Source organism: Cutibacterium granulosum, from assembly GCF_900186975.1.
In the GTDB taxonomy this organism is placed as follows: Bacteria; Actinomycetota; Actinomycetes; order Propionibacteriales; family Propionibacteriaceae; genus Cutibacterium; species Cutibacterium granulosum.
In genome coordinates, this window is the sequence record NZ_LT906441.1 from 371,285 (window position 1) to 390,057 (window position 18,773).

Below are 18,773 nucleotides of genomic sequence, written 5' to 3' on the forward strand. Positions count from 1 at the left end.
GGGTTCGACTGCCCCTGCTGCATGGGCTCGGACCCGTCGTGCCCTGCCGCGCTGCGCGGCTGGGACGCGTCCCCTCGTGACAGGTGGTGGGTTGATGACCCCTTGCCGTGTGTGGCGTCGCCGTGCGAAACCATGTACTGCCTCCCAGCAGGGTCGGGTGCGTGACTCACATACCTACCGAACGGTAAGTTACCGATCGGTAGCCAATGTAGTACGCCGTCGTCCACTCGGCAATGACCTGTCCCCCGACAATCCTTGCGAAAGACCGGCAGTTCGCCGGTGGGAGGAACCCTCGACCAGGCACGTCCCCGGGAGGATTGTGCGCCGCGGTTGAGGTACGTTTGATGACGTGAATGCTCGCCGGGTCATCGTCGTCGGGGGCGGGGTCTGTGGCCTCGTCGCCGCACACAGTCTGCAGAAATCTGGGTGCCAGGTGACACTGGTCGAGGCCTCGGACGGTTTGGGCGGACAGGTCCGCTCAGCGCAGCTGGACGGCCAGGCCGTCGACCTGGGTGCCGAGGCCGCGCCGCTGCGTGCTCCGGGAGTCCAGAAACTCATCACCGAACTCGGTCTTGACGAGTCGATGATCCACCCCACCCAAGGAACCTCACTGCTGTCCAGCCGGCACGGAGTCGTGCCACTGCCCGACGGGGTGACGCCGGTGGGGCCGACCAAGCTGTTCCCCACCATCGCCTCCCGAGTGCTCTCCCCGGCCGACCTGCTGCGAGCTGGTCTGGAACCGGTCCTGGCACGCCCTCAGCCCGCCGGGGTCACCGTGGGCGAGTTCATCGGGGCACGATTCGGCAAGGGGGTTGCCACGGCGATCGTCGATCCCCTGGTGGGGGCGATCCACGCTGCGGACATCAATGCCTTCGCACTGGAAAGCGTCTCGCCGGGCCTGGTGCGGACGGCGACCTCGGGAGACTCCATTCTGCAGGAGACCGTGCGCCGGGAGCTGGGACTCGGCGAGAACGGATCGCGCCCGGGCCGTCACGCCAAACACCCCACCACGGCCCCGCGCACACCAACCATGGGGTCCTGGCGTCAGGGCATGGGCGAGCTGACCACTGCCCTGTCGGCCGACGTCACCGTACTCACGGGTACCCGTGCCGTGGCACTGACCCGGGGAGAGGCTCCTCAGGACGCCACTGCACAGAGCGTCACTACCCGAGGCACCACTGCCCGGGGCGCCACGCGAAGCGGGATGGACACAGACGATGTGACCCGTACCGAGGACAGGACCGCCTCGGCGAATGGTCGGGAACAGCAGGGCACGTCAGGCCGCTGGCTGCTGGAGGTGGCCGACGAGTCCGGGCAACGCACCCTGGCCGCAGACTCCGTGGTGCTGGCCACCCCGACGGCCGTGAGCGCCGAACTGCTGCGCTCGGTTGCCCCCGACACCGCCTCGACACTGTCGAGGGAGCGCGCAGTGACGGTGGCTGCCGTCGTCCTGCGCATCGACCGTCCGACGCATCCCCTCGCCGAGGCGGTGGACTGGTTCGTCGGTTCGGCCTGGTCGCCACTCATCCGTCAAGTGGTCAACCTCACCAACAAGTGGCCCGACCGACACCCTGCCGACACACATCTGCTTCGGCTCAACGTCGGACGAGACCGCGGGATCAACATCGACCAGTGGTCCGACGAGGAGCTCGGCGCCGCCTCGGTGGAGGAGCTGGGACGCATCGGGCTGCGGGTGAATCCACACAACCACTTGGTGCACCGATTCACCGCCGCCATGCCGCAGCCCGGTCCACTACATCACGAACGCATCGACGCCGTGCGTACCGGCCTGAGCAGGCTTTCCGGGCTGTTCGCGGCTGGAGCCGGCGTCAACGGGGCAGGTGTGCCCAATGCCATCATCGCTGGTCACCAGGTGGCCACCGACGTCCTTGAGGAGAAACTGCATGACTGAACTCGCGACACCCCGACACGGCTCCACCGGCCACCCCGGACACTCTGGTGGTCACCCCGGAGCTGCGGGAGGACATCCCGGTGGCCACCCGGGCGGGCATCCCGGCCACGGCCCGCTGGTGCGCGAAATCAAGCACGATCTCAACGACAAACCATTCCTCGTCATCTGGGAGGTCACCCGCGCCTGTGCCCTGGTGTGCCAGCACTGTCGGGCCGAGGCCCAGCACCGTGCCGCTCCGGGTCAGCTCACCAACGCCGAGGGTCACGAGCTCATCGACCAACTCACCAGCTACGAGCGTCCCTACCCGATGCTCGTCCTCACTGGCGGCGACTGCTTCGAACGCCCCGACCTCGTCGACCTCATCGAGTACGCAGTTGGCAAGGGCCTGCACGTGTCGATCTCGCCATCGGTGACGCCGCTGTTCACCCGCGAGCGCGTCAAGGCGGTGCAGGACGCCGGGGTGTCGGTGATGTCGATGTCGCTGGACGGTGGATCGGCCGAGACCCACGACGCCTTCCGTGGATTCCCGGGAACCTTCGATCGCACCATCGAGGCATGCCACATGCTCAACGAGCTGGGTATGCGGTTCCAGCTCAACACGGTGTTCACCGCCAAGAACATCCACGAGGCACCCCAGATGCTCAAGAACGCCATCGACCTCGGGGCGTTCATGTTCTACACGTTCATGCTGGTGCCCACCGGTCGCGGTCAGCACCTCGACATGCTCACCCCCCACGAACGTGAGGACGTCCTGCACTGGCTGCACGACAACTCCACCCGTATCGCCATCAAGACGACCGAGGCACCGCAGTATCGCCGTATCGCCTTCCAGCGCGAGGCAGTTCGTCAGGGCAAGGCCGCCCCGGCCAGACACGGCGAGCTGTACCACTGGCTCACCAAGGAGACCCACGAGTTGCTCGGTGAGAACATCGAGGAACCGCGTCCCCCACGTACCCCGCTCGCCATCAACTCCGGATCGGGGTTCGCGTTCATCGACCACACCGGCGACGTCTACCCATCGGGATTCCTGCCGATCCATTGCGGATCGATCAAGGACAAACCGTTCCCACAGATCTACCGCGAGTCGGAGGTGTTCCGGGCACTGCGCAACCCGTCGGGGTTCGAGGGCAAGTGCGGGGCCTGCGAGTTCAACCACTTCTGTGGCGGATCCAGGTCCACGGCCTACGCCATGACCGGCAACTACCTGGCCTCCGACCCGTCGTGCGCCCACATCCCCGCGGGGTACACCGGCGAGCTGCCCGAGGGCATCGAGCGGTGATTCAGCCGCTGGTTCCGGGGGCGATCCGGCGCTTGAACTCTTGGTGACAATTTCCCCCGGGCCTTGCCACCAGGACTTCTCACGGGGTGAGATGGTGATGATGGTCCGTCACCCATGACGCGCCACCTCACCACCCCGGGAGAAGAACACATGATCAACACCCCGACGCACCGCATCGCGTTGTCGGCACTGTGCCTCACCGCGATGATCGGTTCGATCGCCGTGACGGGTCCGGCAGCAGGTGCCACCCCCAGCGAGTCGCCGAGTCCGAGTGAGTCCGCAACACCGAGTGGCGCGAGCACCCCCACCGGCAGCGCAGCCCCCACCGGATCTGCCAGCGCCGCTCCGTCAGCGAGCGCATCGGCCAGCAGCTCACCCAGCAAGGACGCCACCCCGTCGACCAGCGCCGCGACCGGCTCTGCCCAGGCCAGCAGCTCCCCGGCGACCTGCACCCCGGACTCCGACGTCACCGTCTTCAGCTTCAACGACTTCCACGGTCGTATCGGTGAGGCTGCCAAACTCTTCACCCCCGTGCAGCAGGCCCGCACCGACAAGGGGGCCGACCACGTCCTGCTCACCTCGGCCGGCGACAACATCGGTGGATCGACATTCGAGTCCGGTTCCCAGGACGACAACCCGACGATCGACATCCTCAAGGACGCCGGCCTGGAGGCCTCGGCGGTGGGAAACCACGAGTTCGACAAGGGACTGACCGATCTAACCGAGCACGTCAACAAACGCATCGACGGGGATTTCCCATACCTGGGAGCCAACGTCTACAAGAAGGGCACCACGACCGTCACCGACGATCTCAGGGCCAGCACCGTCTTCACGAAGGGTGGGGTGCGTATCGGCGTGATCGGCGCCGTCACCAAGGACCTGCCCTCGCTGGTCTCCCCGGCCGGCATTGCCGACCTGACGATCGGCGATCCGGTCGAGGCCGTCAACGCCGAGGCCAGACGTCTCAAGTCCGAGCACCTGGCCGACGTCGTCGTCGCCTCGATCCATGAGGGTGCTGCCTCCGGTGGCGACTTCGCCCCTGCCAAGGTCAACGGCAACTTCGCCCCGATCTACAACGACCTGAGCACCGACGTGGACGTCGCCTTCAACGGACACACCCACCAGCTGTACTCGTGGAAGGGACGCAACGGCGCACCGCTGCTGCAAGCCGCATCCTACGGCACCCACCTGGCCCAGGTGGACCTCGCCTACGACACCAGGAGTGCCCAGTTGTGCTCCACCGCCGCCAAGACGGTGGCGGCCCCCAAACAGGCCAACCTCGCCGACCCGGTGATCGCCAGGATCAACTCCGACACCGAGGCTGCCAGGAAGCAGGCCGACGTCATCGGTGCCAAGGTGATCGGCACGGCGACGGCGCCTATCACCACCGCCTCCGACGCGCAGGACTCGTCGTTCGGCTCCAGCGTGCGCAACCGCGAATCGGCCATGAGCAACATGGTTGCCCAGATGTTCAAGGACACCTTGGGCAAGGACGATCCGAACTTCATCGGCATCCAGAACCCCGGTGGCACCCGTGCCTCGTTGCAGTCCGGTGAGATCACCTACAAGGACGCCGCCCTCGTCCTGCCGTTCGCCAACTCGCTCATGACCACCACAGTCACCGGCGAGCAGTTCAAGCAGGTGCTCGAGGAACAGTGGCAGCACGACGAGAAGGGCCAAGTGCCCTCGCGCCCGTTCCTCTCCCTGGGGCTGTCGAACAACGTCTCCTACACCTACGACGAGAACCTGCCGGAGGGGCAGCGCATCACCAGCGTCTGGGTCAACGGCAAGCCGATCGATCCGAAGGCCAGCTACACCGTGGGATCCGGCTCGTTCCTCATCAACGGCGGTGACAACTTCCACACCCTCGCCAAGGGATCCAAGCCGGTTGACACCGGCAAGATCGATCTGGACACCTGGGTGGGCTGGATCAAGGATCAGGGCAAGCTCACCCCATCCTTCGCCCGCCGTGGCGTGGCAGTCACTGCCACGCGCGTGAGCGACACCGCATTCTCGTTCACCTTTGGTCAGACCGCCGAGAAGGGCATCGCCCCCGACACCCTGGATCTCACCTCCAAGGGCGCCCCGACGAACACCAAGCTCGTCGCCCGCACCTCCCAGGATGCGAACGCCAAGGCCTTGGCCACCTTCGACGTCAAGGACGGTGTCGCTACCGGCACGATCGACTTCTCCAAGACCTCGCTGAAGTCCGGAACGCACGTCGTCTACTTCACCGCCGAGGAGTCTGGCACCGTCATCCCGGTGGAGGTGACCATCACCAGGGACGACGCCTCAACGCCCGAGCCAAGTGCCACGGCGGGCACCCCGAGCAGCAATCCCAGCCCGAGCGTCGACGTCACCCCGGGGGCAGACGAGACGCCCAGTGCAACTGGCGCAACGGCAACGCCCAGCGATCCCGCGACGCCAAGCGCAACGCCCAGCGCCGCTGCGGGTACCAGCGCCGCTGTGGGTGTGGAGTCGGGTGCTGGCGCCAATGGAACCATCCCGGGCAGCGACGTCACCTCCGCGGGAGCCACCCCTGCCCTGCCACGAACCGGCAACTGAGGTGGTCCAGAACCGACGTGTTTCGGACTGACCACATCGATTGATCAGTTCATGGCGGGGTCTCGGGAACGCTCCCGAGACCCCGCCACTGTTTTCTCGCGCACTCGCCCCGGTAGGTCAAGAATGATTGTGCTTACGTTCCCACCGGTGGGGCAGTTCTCCTCATTTCCACCTCACAGCGTGAACATTTTTCCCACCACACGGCCACACGTGTCAGGACAATGCCCTGCCCCTCGCTCTGGCGTCAGAAATGTTCACCACACGTCAGTACTGTTCCCGGGGCGGATTCGACCTGGCCACCGACTCATCGGGCGCCCACACCCCCGCGGGGTACACCGACGAGGGCCTGAGGGGATCAACAGCTGAGTCGGATTCTCGGTGACAATTCCCGAGCCCCGGTACGTTCCCGAGCCCCGGTACGCTGAGCCCATCGCAACGGGAAAGTGGAGCGTGCCGGCTCACCACCACGCCACCGTTGGCAGATGGCATGGCCAACACCCACCCGCACCGTTGAGCCATCGTGTCGGCACCGTGCGTGACCTCGATGGCAGTGACAGGCCCTGCCAGCCTGGCCAGCCAGCACGTGGGCCTTTCCACCCTGTCGACCACCAGCGTCTGAGAACGGTTTTGGGCACAAAACGAACATCAAGGATACCGCTGACCGAGGGCACCTCCTCACCACTTCCAAATCGGGATGAATCCATTGCGGGCCGACAATGGATTTTCTATGCTCAGAAAAAATATTCCTACGCCCTCGAGGGGAAGTGAACATTGATGACGTACCGTTACGACAATTCCGAGGTCGGCCGGTGGGCCTTCGGCACCCGCTCCATTCATGCGGGTCAGCCCGTCGATGCAACAGGTGCCCGGAACATGCCGATCTACAACACGGCTTCCTACGTCTTTGACTCCTGCGAGAACGCCGCGAAGCGATTCAGCCTGGAGGAGGACGGCCCGATCTACACGCGTCTCAACAACCCCACCATCACCGCCCTCGAGGAGCGAATGGCGTCCCTGGAAGGCGGTAGCTGCGCCGTGGCGTTCGCCTCGGGTATGGCCGCGATCACGGCGACGGTTCTCAACCTCGCCAGCGCCGGTGACCACATCGTCTCCTCCCCGCGTCTGTACGGTGGCACCCTCACCCTATTCGAGTTCACCCTGGCGAGGCTGGGCATCGAGGTGAGCTTCGTCGACGACCCCGACGACCCGCAGTCCTGGCGTGACGCCGTCCGCCCGAACACCAAGCTGTTCTTCGCCGAGAGCACCGCCAACCCGCTGGCCGACATCCTTGACGTCCCCGCGGTCGCCGCCGTCGCCCACGAGGCGAAGGTGCCCTTCGTCGTCGACAACACCGTCCCCACCGCGGCGCTCATCCGTCCGCTCGAGCTGGGGGCCGACGTCGTCGTGGCCTCGCTGACGAAGTTCTACACGGGCAACTCGACTGGCATCGGCGGCATCGCCATCGATGGCGGCACCTTTGACTGGACCGTCACCCGCGACGAGCAGCCGATCTTCCCCGGCTTCGCCAACCCCGATCCGACGTACCACGGCATTGTGTACGCCGGTCTGGGCGAGATGGCGTTCGGCGTGAAGCTGCGCGTGGGTGTCCTGCGCGACATCGGCGGCTGCCTGTCGCCGTTCAACGCCTGGGTCACCTTGCAGGGCCTCGACACCTTGGAGTTGCGGATACAGCGTCACTGCTCGAATGCCCTCAAGGTGGCGCAGTTCCTCGCCGATCAGCCGCAGGTGACGAAGGTCAACTATCCGGGTCTTCCGTCCTCGCCGTGGTACCCGGTCAAGGAGAAGCTCGGCCTCGACGGGGTCGGCGCAGTGTTGTCGTTCGACATCAAGGGTGGACGCAAGGAGGCCTGGGCCTTCATTGACGCGCTCAAGCTCCATTCCAACGTCGCGAACATCGGCGACAGCCGGTCCTTGGTGGTGCATCCGGCCACGACGACCCACGCGCAGTGCGACGAGCGCGGTCAGGAGGTTGCCGGTATCACCGAGGCGACCATCCGACTCTCGATCGGTCTGGAGAGCCCCGAGGACATCATCGACGACCTCAAGCTCGGCTTCGCCGCACTATCACAGGCCTGATCACATCTCTTGTTGACGCCGTCCCTCCCGGGGCGGCGTCAACCTGCAACGTCCCACACCCATCCACGGCGTATCGCGTACGTCGTGGATGCCATGTGCCGCAACGCCCGCAGCACATGTATGTACACCATCCGCACACCCAGGAGAGGAGGCATGGTGATGAAGTATGTTCAACTCGGCGATTTCACGACGCAGGCCGGGGCCGTCATCCCGCAGGTGAGGATTGCCTACGAGATGTGGGGGCAGCAGCGTGGGAACAACGTCATCCTCGTGGAGCACGCGCTCACCGGGGACGCCGACGCATGCTCCTGGTGGCCCGGGCTCATCGGGCCGGGTCTGGTCATCGACACCGACCGGTACTGCGTCATCTGCACCAACGTCCTGGGTGGATGTTCGGGATCGACGGGCCCCGGAACCCCAGCCCCTGACGGACGGGCCTGGGGGTCGAGGTTCCCCGCTCTGTGCATTCGAGACATGGTGGCTGCCGAAAGGCAGCTACTTGCGCTTCTGGGCATCGACGAACTGCTGGGGGTCATCGGGGGCTCGATGGGTGGCGCACGAGCCCTGGAGTGGGCGGCAATGTACCCCGAGATGGCTGGGTCGGCCTGCGTCATCGCGACCTCGGCGCGATCCTCGGCCTGGCAGATCGGCATCCAGACCACCCAGATCTGCGCGGTCGAGGCTGACCCCGACTGGCAGAACGGCGACTACTACGACACCGGACGCTGCCCCGACCGGGGCTTGGGGGCAGCGCGACGGATCGCCCACCTGACGTATCGGGGTGAGCGTGAGCTCGACGCCCGCTTCGGATCGGCTCCGCAGAAAGGTGAGGAACCGTTCAGCGCCTACCGCAGCTCGCAGGGACGCTTCGCCGTGGAGAGCTACCTCGACCACCAGGCCAGTAAGCTGCTCCAACGCTTCGACGCCGGCACATACGTCGCCCTCACCCACGCCGTCAATCGTCACGACGTCGGACGTGGGCGCGGCGGCGTCAAGGAGGCCCTCGCCTCGATCACCATCCCGGTGCACGTGGCCGGAGTCGACACCGACCTGCTGTACCCCCTGCATCAGCAGGAGTTCCTCACCGAGCACCTCGGCAATCCCATCGGTCTGGACACGATCGTCTCCCACGTGGGCCACGACGGCTTCCTCACCGAGACCGAACAACTCCAGAACGTGTTCGCCCACTATCTCGACGCCGTCGACCTCGACGGCAGGGGCGGGCCACATCTCCTCCAGGAGAGAGCTTCCGGATTGTACAGCGTCGACGTGGACAGCGCTCGGCCTTTCGCCGACGCATCCTCGGCAGAGCCGTACGCTCATGGGCAAAAGGTGACTGCACAAAAGTGACTGCCCGCCGACTCAGATGGATGGATCAGCGTCTCGCACACATCATGGGCACAATCCGCGTCCCCATTGACACCAGATTGGACAGCCCCGTGTCGATGACACGATCGGACAGTTCCGTATCGATGCGTGCATCTGAGTGCCGTTCTGGAGTTCCCCGCCACCACGCTGCATGTGGCATCGTGGGAGCATGAGCAAGCGCGTCATCTTCGTCTGCCGTGGCAACATCTGCCGCTCCCCCATGGCCGAGCGCATCGCCCAGCGATTCTTCGCCGATGCCGGGCTGGACGTTGAGGTCACCAGTGCCGGGATCACCGACGAGGAGCACGCCAACCCGATGGATCCCCGGGCCCGCGCGGTGCTCAACCGCCGTGGCTACGACGTGCGCCCGCACACGGCCCACCAGATCAGCGCCGAGGAGATTCGCCGTGCCGATCTCGTCGTGGCAGCCGAGCCCTACCAGGTGCAGACCATGGCCCGCATGGCACCCTCGACGAGGAACATCGTCCTGTTGCGCGACTACGACCCCTCGGTGGCACCCGGCACCCCACTGGATGATCCTTGGTTCGGCGACGCGTCAGGATTCGAGACCATCGCCGACCAGATCGAGGCGGCCATGCCCGGCCTTGTCGCAGCCATCCGAAAGTGACCCCAGCACCGCGACCGTGCCCATACCTTCCGCATCCTGCACCAAGTATCTCCACATCCTGAACCGGGTTCTGTACCAGGAGCACGCCCGGTCCGCACCAGAACATGCCCTGTCTGTATCAAGAACATGCTCGGTGCGGCGACCTCTGACGAAAAATGACAGCTCAACCCCCTGCGGGTAAATGATGTGCCCGAGGGGGCCGGTGCTGTCAGAAATCGACACTCCCCCACCTGGTGCGACTTGCGGAAGACCTCAGTGACTTGCGAAAGACACGGCACGCGGGGATCTGGGAAGCACGGAATCCGTGTCGGCACGGACGGTGAAGTGTCCGCTGCGATGGCGAGAGCACGAGCCGAGGCCTACGAGGCCCCGCTGGGGGAAGACCTACAGGCGAGGCTCCGCTGAGGCGAGGGCCACAAGCGAGACTCTGGCTGAGGCAAAGTTCTGCCGAGGGAAGGCCCTACGAGCGAGACTCTGGCTGAGGCAAAGTTCTGCCGAGGGAAGGCCCTACGAGCGAGAATCTGCTGAGGCGAGAACCTACAGGCGAGAATCGACTGAGAGACGTGGCCGAGAGGTACCTGTCAAAAATTGACAGACCAAGCCCCTTCATGCACGTGGATTGCCTGAGTGGGGCCGCAACCGTCAAAAATTGCCATCCGATGCGAGCACTTCCATACCCGAACCCCGAGACATTGCAAGCCCCGCCCCGACCTGCACAACGGGGCATCCCCTCAGCTATCCCCAGGAGCTGACACCAGCCCGATCCACGCAACGAGGACAACGAGGAGCCCCTCAGCACGTCCCCCGAAGCCCCCGACCCACGCAACGAGACAGTCACTCAGCACACATCCCCCGGAGCCCCGATGAGACACCGCCCCCGATCCACACACCGGGGCAGACGCACCAACACCACCGCACAGACACCGACGCCACCCGCACAAGCACACCAGCGTCACCTGCACAGAACCGGTGAGCAGGATCTGCAGCCACAGGGGAAATCTCCATGACATCCACCCCCGCACCGTGAAGGGCACAGCGCCCATGCCGAGGAGGGCACGGGCAGAGATGCGCTGGCTGCCAAAAGTGCCGGTCGGTAAGCAGCTGCCGCGGGCGTCGAAACGGCCTGTGACGCCGATCCCGGCTAGGCTGTGTCCCATGAGTCTGTTCTTGGTCGGTGGCCCCCATGACGCATCGTTGCAGCAGGTTTATGACGAGTTCATCGACGAGGCTCGCCCACATGGTGATCGTGTCGGAATCGCCGTCACCGGGCCGGCTGAGCAGAACCAGCAGAAGATGGCGGAGCTCAGCCAGATCGTGAGCTCTCGATGGCCTCAGGCCACCATCGTCCCGATCCACCTGGATGGCCCGGGAACCTCATCCGTCGTTGATGGCATGCCCACTTGGCCGGAGAACCCCCAGTACGAACTTCCCGCCGATCTCGACCAGTTGGCAGGAATCATCGTCGGAGGCGGTTGGGTACCCGGCTATCTTGCCGGGCTGGGACCAGCGGCCGAGCAGCTCTCCCGGATGGTGCGCAGCGGCGCCCCGTGGCTGGGGTTCTCGGGCGGAGCGATGATCTGCTCGTGCTCCACCCTGGCCGGAGGATGGCGTCTGGGTGGGCGTCAGATTGGCCCCGAGGCCGGTTCGAGGGGGTTCGGGGACCTCACGATCGTCGAGGGGCTGGGGCTCATTGGTCTGACGGTGAGCACCCATCTTGATCAGTTGAGTCCCGAAGGGGTGCTCGTCAGCGCGATTGAGTCCGGTCATCTGGGCTCGGCCGTGTCCATCGATGAGAAAACCTGTCTGGTGGTGCACCATTCCTCGGGTCGGTGCCACGTCATGGGCAGTGGGATCGTGCGATGGTTCACTCCCCAGGCGGACGGCGTGCTGGTGCGCACCGAGCATGGCCAGGTTCCCAAGGCCACCACGTCACACGCTCCGGCACCACCCCGGTTCGACGGTTTTGCCAAGGTTGCCGCCGCATCCCGACGGGCTGCTCGGCAAGCCGCCAAGGTGCACGAGGCTGCCACCGAGACCGCCGACACGAAGAGCTCCACACCAACCCAGCGGAACTCACCGAAAGCGACGAGCAAGAACCGAGCACACACCAAAAAAGGCTCAGGCGCCGCCAGCGCCCCGGCCTCGACTGCCGCCGAGAACCCCACTGCACCGGAGGCCCCCGATGCGTCCCGGGCCAGTGATGCTGGGAACGACACCGCACCCGATGTGCCCACGTCCCCAGTCGGCGGCCCTGGCGCAACCATCGAGAGCTGAAACCATCGGTAGGAGGTGCGGACATGGCAATGACGATTCTGGTGGTCGACGATGATCGTGCGGTACGCGAGTCCCTGGCACGATCCCTGCAGTACAGCGGGTACGGCGTCGAGACGACCGAGGACGGGGTGGAGGCCCTGGCCTGGCTGTCCGGCAACCATCCCGACGCCGTCATCATGGACGTCATGATGCCCCGGCTCGACGGTCTGGAGACCACGCGAATGCTGCGCGACAACGGCAATGACGTCCCCATCCTCATCCTCACCGCCCGTGACGCCGTCGGCGACCGGGTGGACGGACTCGACGCCGGCGCGGACGACTACATGGTCAAACCCTTCGCCCTGGACGAACTGCTCGCTCGGTTGCGCGCACTCACCCGCCGCTCCCGCAACGAGAGCGAGCGTGAACCCGACACCGAGACACTCACCTTCGCCAATCTGCGCATGAACCCACAGACCCGAGAGGTCACCCGTGCCGGGCGCAGGATCTCCCTGACCCGAACCGAATTCGCGCTGCTCGCCGTCTTCATGCAGAACCCGGAGAAGGTGTTGGAGCGATCCTGGCTGTTGCACGAGGTGTGGGGATTCGACTTCCCGACCACGGCGAACTCCCTGGAGGTCTACATCGGCTACCTGCGCCGCAAGACCGAGCAGAACGGTGAGCCCCGGCTCATCCACACCGTCCGCGGAGTCGGCTACGTCATGCGGGAAGCGACTTCGTGATTCGCCGCTGGTGGATGCGACTGCGAGCATGGCACCCACGCACGAGGACAGTCCGAATGACGGTGGGGCGACGTGTCGCCCTGCTCGTCTCCCTGAGCGTGGCGCTCTCGGTGATTGCCATGGGAGTCGCCGCCTACATCACCACCCGCATCACGCTGTTCAACAAACTTGACTCCCAACTCACGCGGATCGCCAGCACCGTCTCCGGGCCGATCCAGGTCGACATGAAGAACCTCGACGGTGTGGGCTCCCGCTCGGTCGACGTCACCGACGAGGTCATCGTCAACCTGGTACGGGCCGACAACTCCATCACAGCCGTGTCAGGAACCAACCGGACCGTCGTCACCGAACCCAGTGAACTCGCTGTTGCCCGACTGGGTTGGGGAATCAGTTCGCGCACCGGCGTGGATTCGCAGAACGAGCCGATCCGCATCGTCGCCGTACCCCTGAGCATCGACCGGGGCAATTCCGACCCCGTTGAGCACTACGCCCTGGTCATCGGAGAACCATTGGACACCACATATGGTGTGCTGCAGTCATTGTGGATCATCCTCATCGTCGCCGGAGCGGTGGGGGTCATCGCCACCACGCTCACCGGACTGTGGGCTGCCAACAACACCATCCGCCCCATCCGTGATCTTTCGAGGGCCGTGCACGAGGTGGCCGAGACCGGCGAGATCACCCCGATCAAGGTGCACTCCGACGACGAGCTGGGCGAGCTGGCCGCCTCGGTCAACGTCATGCTGACGAACCTGGAGAAGTCGCGGGAACGCCAGAAACGTCTCATCGGTGACGCCTCCCACGAGCTGCGCACCCCCCTCACCTCAATGCGCACCAACGTCGAGCTGCTGCTGGCCGATCAGAAGACCGGGATGCTTCCCGAGCAGGCGCGCGGCGAGATCCTCACCGACATCGCCGCCCAACTCGGGGAGTTCTCCTCACTCATCGGCGACCTCGTGCAGCTCTCCCGTGAGGACGCCCCACCGCCCCGTCCAGAGATCATGGATCTGGCCGATGTGGTGGCCAGAGCCGTCCAGCGGGCGAAACGCCGCGGCCCCACGATGGTTTTCGACGTGCAGACCGAGTCGCAGCTGGTGCTCGGCGACTCGCAGGCCATCGAGCGGTCCGTGACGAATCTGCTCGACAATGCCGTGAAGTTCTCACCGAGTGGGGGCAGGATCACCGTGCGCATGGCAGACGAGACGGTCACCGTGGCCGACGAGGGGCCGGGCATCAGCGACGAGGACCTGCCTCACATCTTCGACCGGTTCTACCGGTCCGACCAGTCCCGCAACACCCCGGGCACCGGACTCGGACTGTCGATCGTGGCCCACACCGTCAACTCCCATGGTGGATGGATCAAGGCTTCCCGGGCCCCTGGCGGCGGTGCGCTGTTCACCATGCACCTGCCCACCGTCGATCCGGACGACGTCGCCGGGGATGAACCGGCAGACAGTGAGTCGTTGCTCACATCGAAGTAATCCACCGTTTCCACCGTCTGTTCCCAAGTTGTACACAGCAGGGTTGTGGATAACCTGTCTGGCTGGGGAAAACACATCGATGTCATTCCACAACCGCGACATGACGCGGTTTTTCGGCACAGCATGCCACCATGACCGAACCTTGCCACGCCGCGCTCCATCGCCGTTGTCCCCACGTTCCGAAAGGTTATCCACAGGAAGGCGATGGTTGTGGAGTACTTTCCCACACCCCTGACACCGATCCGATCTGACCCGTTCCGAGGACGGACTTGTGCCGATCAGGCCGGCTTGGTACCGATCAAGGACGGCCAGGCGCCGATCTGGCCGCTCACGGGCGGCGGGCGGCACGAGACAGAAGGTGCCGGCAGATGCCAGCCAGGTCCACTCCAGCGTGTACTGAGGCAGGAGCACGAGATGGGCATCGTAGGAACTTCCCGACGCGGCTGCCTCGGTGACGCGGAGAGGCGCCCCGTCACCATGTGTGGCACACCAATGAGATTCCCGGTACGTCACAACCACATGATTGGTCATCATGAATCGATCAATTTCCCGCGTACCTGGATGCGCGGCGCTACGCTGTCGCCATGTCAGCTTTCATTGTCGAAACTCGCTACGATCCCGCGCACGAGGAAGAGCGCCTGGCGATCCGTCCCCAGCACCTGCAATACCTTGACGGCCTCATGGAACGCCACCAGCTGGCCAACGCCGGCCCCTTGGCGGACGGTACTGGCGCCGTACTCGTCTACCTCGCCAAGGATCGCGCAGAACTCGACCAACTCATGGCCTCCGACCCCTACCCGGCAGATGCCGTCCGCGTGGTCAGCGTGCGTGAATGGCGGACGAACTTCCCGTTCTGAGCCCCGATCTGTGCTGGGTGACAACGTCGTCCCCAGCACAGATCCAGTACCCGGGCATTGCCCTCACCCGACCAGGCAGCTGGATTTCCGGCATGACGGCGAGGTCGAGCCGTTCGCGGCCTCAGATGATTGTGTGGTGGCCCTGTTTCCCTGCAGAGCAGTTTCTGGAAGGCAGTTCCATGCAGGCCTGTCGGCCTGACCACACGGAGCTTGGTCGGGGGCGGCAACTACCGGGGCTTGGTTGCGCTGGGACCAAGCGACAACCGGGACCTGATCGGCACTGGCCAGGCGACCACCGGAGTCTGATCGCACTGGAGCCAAGCTGAGCATTGGCCCCAGATGGCCCCGCGAGTTCCCGCCCCAGGAGTAGCTCAGGGCTGTACGGGAGAATCCAGTCCGGTGAACTTGGGTGCTCTCCCGAGCAGAGCAGCTCCGAGGCACCACCGGAGAATCTCTCGCGTCCGCTCCCCAGCAGCGGGTACGGCGGTGTGCCAGCCGCGACGGTAGGAGACCCGACCATTCGGCACCGCCAGGACCAGGCCACCAGATGCGCCGGGCCCTCGGGCGTCATGTCGGCGGGGCCTGATCGCGTCATGACCCGATCAGGCCGTCACCACATTGGTGGCCAGCAGCACGATCATGAGCGCACCCAACCCCACCCGGTACCAGATGAACCCAGTGAACTTGTTCGACGAGACGAACTTCAGCAGCCAGGCGATGGAGACGTATGCCACCAGCAGCGACACGACGGTGGCGACGATCGTCGGCCCCCAGCCGATCGAGGAGTGCGCGATGTCCCCGGAAGCCCCGATCGCCTCGTAGATCCCGGCGGCGACCAAGGCCGGGATGCCCATGAAGAACGACAACCGGGTGGCCGTCGGACGGTCGAACCGGCGGAACAGGCCCGCCGAGATCGTCGCCCCGGATCGTGAGATCCCGGGGAACAGCGGGGCCAACGCCTGGAAGCATCCGATGATGACGGCATCGACCAGTGACACCTGCTTCATGCCGCGATCGAGATCGGTACGACGGTCCGCCACCCACATGACGCCCGACCAGATGACGAGTGCCCCGGCAACGACCCACAGTGACGACAACGTCGTCTCGATCGCGCCCTTGAACACCAGCCCGACGATCGCCACCGGGATGGAGCCGATGATGATCCCCCACCCCAGGATGTAGTCGGGATCCTCGCGAGCCGACGTGTTGGCCAGCCCCTTGCACCAGGCGACGACGATCCGCACGATGTCGGACCAGAAGTACACGATCGCGGCAAGAATCGCCCCCACCTGGATGATGGCGGTGAATGCGGTGATCCCCGCCCCCTGAATGTCGTAGCCGAGCAGCTTCTCGACGATCCTCAGGTGGCCGGTGCTCGACACCGGCAGGAACTCGGTGATTCCCTCGACGATGCCGAGGATGACGGCGTGGAGCCAGTTCACTGTCCAACCTTTCATCAGCCAGCGCGCGGGTGGGCGCGCGCCCGGCCAGTGTACGTGACTGGCTCAAATCTGCTGCGATCTCGTGTGACCGTTTGATGATGGCCTGCAGTGATGACGCGCGTTCCTCGCTTCGCAGCCAGCTCCACGTCACGGCGCTGCACGGCCCTTGCCCAGACACACCCGACCCACGCCACCGCCGACAGACGCTGATACCGAGCTGCAGAACGCCTCACCCGGATCGGCTGACCAGCTGCACCAGACACTCACCGGACCGTCTCGCGGCAATCAGCTCACTCAGGGCGCCGATCGGCCCCTGCCCAGACACACCCGACCGTCTCGTGCCACCAGTTCACTCTGGTCGCCGACCAGCTCACAATTTCATCACCGTCGTGGATCGGTAGTGATCCGGACCGACCTGCCACAAGGTGAGCGAGTCGACCCCGACCCGCATCGGAACCCACTCCTGCAGAAGAAGGGCAGCCTCGTCCAGACGTTCGGCGGGCACCCCGTACCCAAGAGTGACGTGCGGGTGCCAGCGCCCCGGAGCGTAGTAGTTGAAAGTCGTCGCACCAGTCCCAGCGAGCCGTTCATGGAGCAGCCGGTGTGGCCTGGCAAGCGATTCGTCCGCCCGGTTCGCGGCGATACTCGGCGGAGCGTCTGGCGGATGTGGACACAGTGACACGACATTCTGGGAATCCGGAAGCTGGCAGGCGGTGTTGAGGATGACGTCACGCGGCCACTCGTCCCCAGCCACCTCGGCGGTGATTCCCTCGATGCGGTCAACGCAGGTGAGGGTGATGTGTGCAGGCTGATCGATCACCGGCAGCCCGTGAGCACGCATCTGTTCGCGAATGTGGCGGACGGTGCGCTGCGCAGCCTCATCCAGAATGAGGGACATGACATGAGTGAACACGACGTCGCTCTGCCAGTCATCCGTCGGCATTCGCCCTCCATCACCCTGTTGCATCATCCACAGCACTCAGCCTCGCACAGGTGTGGATCCCGTGGCTGGCCGGTGTGGACAGCACCACCGCCATCAGCGAGATACCCGCAGCGGTGGATCCCATAACCGATCGATACGGACAGCACCGGCACTTTCTGATCTGCGAACTCCATTTCCAGCGCAGGAGACCGTACCACGCCTCGGCGGCGTTGCGCCCAGACGTACCCGAGGGCCTGCGCTGTGCAGCCCGGACGGATGGCACCTGAGCAATTGATGATCTTCACCGAGTCGCCGTCACTCGCGCCGTGACGATTTTTGACATCTCACGGCATGATCGGGAAGATGCATGCCTCTCACCCACCTGTGGCGGGAAATTTCGCACGGGCATCCGCAGTGACGCGTGGGGGCACACGGGATTGGTCGTGGCAGATCCAGCGCACATGCTGCCCGTGACAGCGCCGCCGTACTACCCGTGCCTGCACCACACGTACTACCTGTGACAGCGCCACACGCCTATTGCATCCAGAAACCTGGTTCGATCCTTGTAAAGCTGTCCAGCGACCCGTGGTGACAAAAATGTCAGCCGAGGCGAAAACGCGGCACGACAAGGCATGACACCACGGGAATTGGAGCGCGGTAACCGAACCGACACACCGGATCTCTGGTGGGCAGGAACTCGATCAAGAAACCTGCCATTTGTGACCGACACCAAGCAGCTCAGTCGCCGGACTCGGCCTCCATCGACTGGTTGAAATCCTTCTTGATGGCTCGCCATCCGTCGGCGTCCCGCCCGGCAAACCAGTATGCGGACAGGTGCACGTGATCCTTGGTGAGATTGCGCTGGAGACGCAGATGGCGCCGCACCGAACGGACCATTGTTGCCTCACCGTGGACGAAAGCATGGACGTCATCCGGGAGTTCGAGTTCCCGCACGGTTGACATGACACTGGCAGGGTCGTGGGATCCATCAGGGTTTCGAGGGACTCGAACGACTGTGAACCGCTCGTCGGCAGTCAGGGGGTAGTCATGGTGTCCCCCAGCCAGAATGACGGTTGCCACAGCGGATCTTGGCAGGACAGCCAGGGTATTCGCGACTGCTGGTAGCGCGACGGCATCGGCGACGACCAGCAGATGGGTGAGATCATCGGGCATCTGCCAGTGGCCGCCGGGGCCACGCACCACAACCTCGTCGCCCGGCTGGACAG

General features: G+C 65.0%; 13 protein-coding genes. 10 read left to right on the forward strand and 3 right to left on the reverse strand.

All coding sequences use genetic code 11. The annotated features are described in order from the left end of the window. Nucleotides 1-349: 349 nt before the first annotated feature. The 10 genes from CKV91_RS01695 (at nucleotide 350) to CKV91_RS01740 (ending at nucleotide 15,183) form a co-directional block, all read left to right on the forward strand. The gene (locus tag CKV91_RS01695) at nucleotides 350-1,912 is read left to right on the forward strand and encodes a protoporphyrinogen/coproporphyrinogen oxidase (protein WP_065861044.1); all 1,563 of its coding nucleotides are present in this window, start codon (nucleotides 350-352) and stop codon (nucleotides 1,910-1,912) included. Next, entirely contained in the window at nucleotides 1,905-3,191 is a 1,287-nt protein-coding gene (locus tag CKV91_RS01700; protein ID WP_065861045.1) for a TIGR04053 family radical SAM/SPASM domain-containing protein, read from the forward strand. The genes CKV91_RS01695 and CKV91_RS01700 overlap by 8 nt, the downstream gene beginning before the upstream one ends. 150 nt (nucleotides 3,192-3,341) lie before the next feature. Beyond that, the gene (locus tag CKV91_RS01705) at nucleotides 3,342-5,756 is read left to right on the forward strand and encodes a bifunctional metallophosphatase/5'-nucleotidase (protein ID WP_231933783.1); all 2,415 of its coding nucleotides are present in this window, start codon (nucleotides 3,342-3,344) and stop codon (nucleotides 5,754-5,756) included. 774 nt (nucleotides 5,757-6,530) lie between these two features. Next, a complete protein-coding gene (locus CKV91_RS01710) occupies nucleotides 6,531-7,853 on the forward strand; it encodes an aminotransferase class I/II-fold pyridoxal phosphate-dependent enzyme (RefSeq protein ID WP_065860867.1) in 1,323 nt (440 codons plus the stop codon). Between the two features lie 153 nt (nucleotides 7,854-8,006). Next, nucleotides 8,007-9,203 carry a homoserine O-acetyltransferase MetX gene (gene metX / locus CKV91_RS01715; protein ID WP_065860866.1) on the forward strand — a complete coding sequence of 399 codons (1,197 nt, stop codon included), beginning with the start codon at nucleotides 8,007-8,009 and terminating at the stop codon, nucleotides 9,201-9,203. A gap of 187 nt (nucleotides 9,204-9,390) precedes the next feature. After that, entirely contained in the window at nucleotides 9,391-9,849 is a 459-nt protein-coding gene (locus tag CKV91_RS01720) for a low molecular weight protein-tyrosine-phosphatase (protein ID WP_095141057.1), read from the forward strand. A 1,155-nt stretch (nucleotides 9,850-11,004) separates the two neighbouring features. Further along, nucleotides 11,005-12,123 carry a type 1 glutamine amidotransferase family protein gene (locus CKV91_RS01725; protein ID WP_065860865.1) on the forward strand — a complete coding sequence of 373 codons (1,119 nt, stop codon included), beginning with the start codon at nucleotides 11,005-11,007 and terminating at the stop codon, nucleotides 12,121-12,123. A 29-nt stretch (nucleotides 12,124-12,152) separates the two neighbouring features. Further along, entirely contained in the window at nucleotides 12,153-12,845 is a 693-nt protein-coding gene (locus CKV91_RS01730; protein WP_269457189.1) for a response regulator transcription factor, read from the forward strand. A 56-nt stretch (nucleotides 12,846-12,901) separates the two neighbouring features. Next, nucleotides 12,902-14,326, forward strand: a complete 1,425-nt coding sequence (locus tag CKV91_RS01735) for a sensor histidine kinase (RefSeq protein ID WP_065860864.1) — start codon at nucleotides 12,902-12,904, stop codon at nucleotides 14,324-14,326. A gap of 584 nt (nucleotides 14,327-14,910) precedes the next feature. Next, nucleotides 14,911-15,183, forward strand: coding sequence for a YciI family protein (locus CKV91_RS01740; RefSeq protein WP_021103549.1), 273 nt, complete (start codon nucleotides 14,911-14,913; stop codon nucleotides 15,181-15,183). A 602-nt stretch (nucleotides 15,184-15,785) separates the two neighbouring features. On the opposite strand, the gene CKV91_RS01745 is transcribed toward CKV91_RS01740, so the two are convergent. The 3 genes from CKV91_RS01745 to CKV91_RS09670 all read right to left on the reverse strand — a co-directional run bounded on the left by CKV91_RS01745 (nucleotide 15,786) and on the right by CKV91_RS09670 (nucleotide 18,720). Then, nucleotides 15,786-16,625: an undecaprenyl-diphosphate phosphatase gene (locus tag CKV91_RS01745; RefSeq protein ID WP_065860863.1), complete on the reverse strand. Its 840-nt coding sequence runs from the start codon at nucleotides 16,623-16,625 to the stop codon at nucleotides 15,786-15,788. Between the two features lie 370 nt (nucleotides 16,626-16,995). Further along, nucleotides 16,996-17,568 carry a 2'-5' RNA ligase family protein gene (locus CKV91_RS01750; protein ID WP_065860862.1) on the reverse strand — a complete coding sequence of 191 codons (573 nt, stop codon included), beginning with the start codon at nucleotides 17,566-17,568 and terminating at the stop codon, nucleotides 16,996-16,998. A gap of 717 nt (nucleotides 17,569-18,285) precedes the next feature. Continuing rightward, nucleotides 18,286-18,720, reverse strand: coding sequence for a siderophore-interacting protein (locus tag CKV91_RS09670; protein ID WP_231933821.1), 435 nt, complete (start codon nucleotides 18,718-18,720; stop codon nucleotides 18,286-18,288). Nucleotides 18,721-18,773 lie beyond the last annotated feature (53 nt).

Coding starts and splice junctions, on each gene's coding strand:
- CKV91_RS01700 (WP_065861045.1), top strand. CDS start 1,905: ATGACTGAACTCGCGACACCCCGACACGGCTCCACCGGCCACCCCGGA.
- CKV91_RS01705 (WP_231933783.1), top strand. CDS start 3,342: ATGATCAACACCCCGACGCACCGCATCGCGTTGTCGGCACTGTGCCTC.
- CKV91_RS01710 (WP_065860867.1), top strand. CDS start 6,531: ATGACGTACCGTTACGACAATTCCGAGGTCGGCCGGTGGGCCTTCGGC.
- metX (WP_065860866.1), top strand. CDS start 8,007: ATGGTGATGAAGTATGTTCAACTCGGCGATTTCACGACGCAGGCCGGG.
- CKV91_RS01720 (WP_095141057.1), top strand. CDS start 9,391: ATGAGCAAGCGCGTCATCTTCGTCTGCCGTGGCAACATCTGCCGCTCC.
- CKV91_RS01725 (WP_065860865.1), top strand. CDS start 11,005: ATGAGTCTGTTCTTGGTCGGTGGCCCCCATGACGCATCGTTGCAGCAG.
- CKV91_RS01730 (WP_269457189.1), top strand. CDS start 12,153: ATGACGATTCTGGTGGTCGACGATGATCGTGCGGTACGCGAGTCCCTG.
- CKV91_RS01735 (WP_065860864.1), top strand. CDS start 12,902: ATGACGGTGGGGCGACGTGTCGCCCTGCTCGTCTCCCTGAGCGTGGCG.
- CKV91_RS01740 (WP_021103549.1), top strand. CDS start 14,911: ATGTCAGCTTTCATTGTCGAAACTCGCTACGATCCCGCGCACGAGGAA.
- CKV91_RS01750 (WP_065860862.1), bottom strand. CDS start 17,568: ATGCCGACGGATGACTGGCAGAGCGACGTCGTGTTCACTCATGTCATG.
- CKV91_RS09670 (WP_231933821.1), bottom strand. CDS start 18,720: ATGCCCGATGATCTCACCCATCTGCTGGTCGTCGCCGATGCCGTCGCG.